Below are 4,110 nucleotides of genomic sequence, written 5' to 3'. Positions count from 1 at the left end.
ACGTGACCCAGGCGGGCCTGGCGACGATCGGCATCGACGCTGGCGATGGTGCCGATGACCGCATCGCCCCTGTCCCCGCCGCCGCACCCGTGACAACCCCACGCGTGACTAAGGCGAGCACGGTGCTGTCGCTGCTGCAGCGCGACGGCGGCGCGACGCTGGCCGAGCTGATCGAAGCGACCGGCTGGTTGCCGCACACGACGCGCGCTGCGCTGACCGGCCTGCGCAAGAAAGGGCATGCGGTGGTGCGCGGCAAGCGCGGCGACGTCACCTGCTACAGCGTGGCGGTGGCGGCGTGACCGCGAGGATGGAGGAGCAGCTCGGCCGGTTGGCCGGGCTGTCTTCGGCGGAGCTGCGCGTCGAGTGGCGGCGTGTGACCGCCACGCCGCTGCCACGGATCAGCCCGAGCCTGCTGCGGCTGGCGCTCGCCTGGGAGATACAGGCGTTGGCCTTGGGCGGTTTTTCGCGTGAGACGCGGCGGACGCTGGTTGAGCTGGATGCCGGCAAGGCCCGCACGCTGGGCGTGCAGGCCGGCACCCGGCTGGTGCGCGAGTGGCAGGGCCGCGTGCATATTGTGACTCTAGGCGAGGATCGCGTCATCCGCTGGGAGGACCGCGCGTACAACTCGCTGTCCGAGGTGGCCCGCGCGATCACCGGTACGCGCTGGTCGGGCCCGGCGTTCTTCGGGCTCAAGCAGCGCAAGGTTGCGGCATGAAGCCGGTCCGCTGTGCGATCTATACGCGCAAGTCGAGCGACGAGGGGTTGGAGCAGGCATTCAACAGCCTCGACGCCCAGCGCGAAGCCTGTGCCGCCTATATCCTGTCGCAGGCCAGCGAGGGGTGGACCGCCCTCCCCGAGATATATGATGACGGCGGCCTGTCGGGCGGGACGCTCGAGCGCCCGGCCCTGCAGCGGCTGCTCGCCGAGGTCGATGCCGGCCGGGTCGACATCATCGTCGTCTACAAGGTCGACCGCCTGACCCGGTCGTTGTTCGACTTCGCGAAACTGGTCGAGCGGCTCGATGCCGGCAAGGTGTCGTTCGTGAGCGTCACCCAGTCGTTCAACACCACCACCAGCATGGGCCGGCTGACGCTCAACATGCTGCTGTCGTTTGCCCAGTTCGAGCGCGAGGTGACCGCCGAGCGTATCCGCGACAAGATCGCCGCCTCCAAAGCCCGCGGCATGTGGATGGGGGGTACGCCACCGATTGGCTATGCGCCGGATGGGCGAACGCTCGTCATTGTCGAGCAGGAGGCGGTGCAGGTGCGCGACATCTTCGCGCGCTACCTGCGGCTGGGCACGGTGCGGCTGGTCGCTGACGAGCTGGTCCGCGACCGACTGACCACCCCGCCCCGGGTCAACGGCAAGGGCGGCACCTATGGCGGCTGCGCCTGGTCGCGCGGGCAGATCTACAAGCTGCTGTCCAACCCGGTCTACATCGGCATGATCGAGCACAAGGGCACCCGCTATCAGGGCCTGCACCGCGGCATCGTCGATCCAGACATCTTCGAGCAGGTGCAGCGCAAGCTTGCCGAGAACCTGCAAGGTCACCGCAGTCGCGCCTATGTCCAGAACGCCAGCCTGCTCGCCGGCAAGGTCGAGGACGAGCAGGGTCACCCGCTCATCTGCGACCATGCCAGCAAGGGTAACACCCGCTACCGCTATTACGCTACGCGGCACGGGGCGGGTGACGAGCTGCGCATCCCCGCGCGTGAGCTCGAGACCATCGTCACCGACCGCATCGCCGCTGCGCTTGCCAACCCGATCGCACTCGCCTCAGACCTTGGCCTGCCACTCGATGCCGACACGCTGCGTCGGGTGACGAGTGCCACCGCGCCGGCAGTCGTCACCCGCAACCGCCCGATCCTCGAAGCGCTCATCCAGCGAGTGCGCATAGCCCACGATGCGGTCCAGATCGACTGCACGAGCGCTGAGCTTGCGAAGCTGTTGAACCTCCCCGCCCCAACTGACACAGCGACGATGACGCTAGCCAGCACGGCACGGATCACGCGTACCGGCCGGGTGGTGAAGCTGGTCGATGCCGCCGGTGCCCCGCTCGTCGCCGCACCCGATACCGCGCTGCTGCGGCTCATCGCCAAGGCGCACCGCTGGTGGACCGAGCTGCGCAAGGGCGACCTCGACATCACCTCGCTATCGCAGCGCGAAGGCGTGAAGCCCTCCTACATGACCCGCGTGCTGCGGCTCGCTTTCCTCAGTCCGAAGGTGATCGACGCCGTGCTGAAGGGGCGTCAGAGCACTGCGGCCACGATCAGCGAGCTCACGCTGGGCTGCGGCGTGCCAGCTGCGTGGGAGGAACAGGAGCGGGGGTTGATAGCGTGACCGATCGCGAGGACGCGGATCACGCTGAAACGCAACCCGCCGCTTGCCCATCGTTCTCTTATTGTTCTACGCAGAGCCCACGCTGATTCGTAGCGTCTCGACATCGATGGAGCCTAGGTATGGAGCACGATCTCCGGCTGCGTGCGGCTGCGCGCGCGATTTATGACGCCTGCTATCCAGGCGACGAATGGGCACCGGTCGGGTTCGACGAGGCCGAGCGCTGTGCGACGGTGCATTACCGGCAGGCGGTCGGCGCAGCCCAGCAAGCTCGCGCCGTCCTGGCAGCGCAGGGCGAGCAGCTACCTCTCCGCACCTGCGCGTAACCCGGCATGTGGTTGGCGACCCTAAGACCCTGCACGACCTGCATCGGATCGAAGCGCAGGTCCGCGTCACGTGCCGAAGCTGCCAGGCTACCGAGGTCTGGGATCTGGCCGCACTGATCGAGGAGGTGCGGGCCAACGGCGGCAATACCGACTGGCGCGCGGCCCGGTCGGCGCTCAAATGCCCCAAGCGGTGCGCGTCTCCGCTGATCCATCTACTGCCAATACCGTACGGCAAGCAGCGCGCTCGCCAGCGTGCCCACCGCCACGCTCTTATCAACCTCGCACTGCAGATACTGCAGGCGGCGGCCTACCAATCCAGCAGCAAGACGGTCGGGACGATCGAGGTTCGTCTCGCGCTGCACGTGCTGCGTCCGTTCGTCCGCGATCCGAAGCTGCTCACGGAATATTGGACCGCTGCCACGCTCGAACCCCGGCACCCATGGACGAGCTGTCATCGGCCGTATCGTGCAATCGTGGACCGGCTCGTCGAACTGGAGACACCGGTCGAAGAGTCGAATATCCCGTGATCTTCACGCTTGTGCGATCGTCTCCACCCAGGTGCCGATTTGCGACTGTTCCATATCGGTCGTGTTGAACACCACGACCGTTTCGCTCCGGGCAATGCGATGCGCGATGTGCGTCCGATATCCCTGGACCTTGCCCGTTTCCCACGCCCACGGGTCATCCGCGATGGGGTGTATCCGCCCACCCAGCGCGTATTCTTGCGCAGGCCATCTGATCCTGGCTAGCGCCGTTCGCGACGATGGCGCCAGTAACCGACCATGAAAGATACCGTGCGCGGCACGGACAGCGTCGTTCACCGTTCCCGCAACATTGCCCGATGCTGCAAGGAAGGCGGGCACGGTGGCCATCTTGCGCACCGGGGGAGCGACGGATGAGTAGGCCGCTGCCAGATGTTGGAGAGCTGGCTGATCGTGTTGAACGAAGCCGGCGCCGAACATGTTCAAGGGTTGCAGCACCAGCCGCCGCATCAGCGCCGGGAACGGTTCTCCGGATGCTGCTTCAAGAATTTGCGCGACAATCGCCCAGTTTAGCGCGGCATAATCCCAACCCTCCCCCGGCTGAAACGCCAGGTCGCCACCCGCAAAGCGCTTCACAATCTCCGACGTCGTCGCCGTGGACGTGCGCAGTTCCGGCTCTGTAGCGATTTGTCGACTGAGCAGGTCTGGAATGCCACTCGTGTTCGAAAGCAGATGCTGCACCAGCACGCGCTTCCCCGTGTCCGCTCTGAATTGCGGCAGGTAAGTGATGATTGGCGCATCCAATCGCAGCTTCCCCTGCTCGATGAGCCTCAGCGCCGCAACGCTCGTGAGCCATTTTGAGGCCGAGCCCCACCGGATTGCGGTGGTTACCGCGAATGGCGTTCGTGCTTCGACATCCGCAAATCCGGATGTTCTGACATGTTCGATCCGGCCGTCACGCGCAT

6 protein-coding genes are annotated in these 4,110 nt (G+C 66.1%); 5 read left to right on the top strand and 1 reads right to left on the bottom strand.

Annotation, left to right across the window (positions count from 1 at the left end; genetic code table 11):
• From ACX40P_RS15095 to ACX40P_RS15075, 5 genes are all read left to right on the top strand, one after another.
• Positions 1-299, top strand: a 299-nt coding sequence (locus tag ACX40P_RS15095; protein ID WP_459127181.1) for a DUF3489 domain-containing protein, incomplete at its 5' end; no start/stop codon positions are given.
• Entirely contained in the window at positions 296-715 is a 420-nt protein-coding gene (locus tag ACX40P_RS15090; protein ID WP_459127180.1) for a DUF2924 domain-containing protein, read from the top strand. The genes ACX40P_RS15095 and ACX40P_RS15090, both read left to right, overlap by 4 nt.
• Positions 712-2,340, top strand: a complete 1,629-nt coding sequence (locus tag ACX40P_RS15085) for a recombinase family protein (RefSeq protein WP_459127179.1) — start codon at positions 712-714, stop codon at positions 2,338-2,340. Before ACX40P_RS15090 ends, ACX40P_RS15085 begins: the two co-directional genes overlap by 4 nt.
• Before the next feature lie 119 nt (positions 2,341-2,459).
• A complete protein-coding gene (locus ACX40P_RS15080; protein ID WP_459127178.1) occupies positions 2,460-2,663 on the top strand; it encodes a hypothetical protein in 204 nt (67 codons plus the stop codon).
• 8 nt (positions 2,664-2,671) lie between these two features.
• On the top strand, positions 2,672-3,190 hold the full coding sequence (locus tag ACX40P_RS15075; protein WP_459127177.1) for a hypothetical protein: 519 nt from the start codon (positions 2,672-2,674) through the stop codon (positions 3,188-3,190).
• 3 nt (positions 3,191-3,193) lie between these two features.
• Here ACX40P_RS15075 and ACX40P_RS15070 read toward each other — a convergent pair.
• A partial coding sequence (locus ACX40P_RS15070) for a serine hydrolase domain-containing protein (protein WP_459127176.1) occupies positions 3,194-4,110 on the bottom strand: 917 nt, incomplete at its 5' end.

This window comes from Sphingomonas sp. RS2018, from assembly GCF_054489605.1.
Note: the sequence above shows the minus strand (reverse complement) of the source record. Positions and strands in the feature narration are given on the sequence as shown.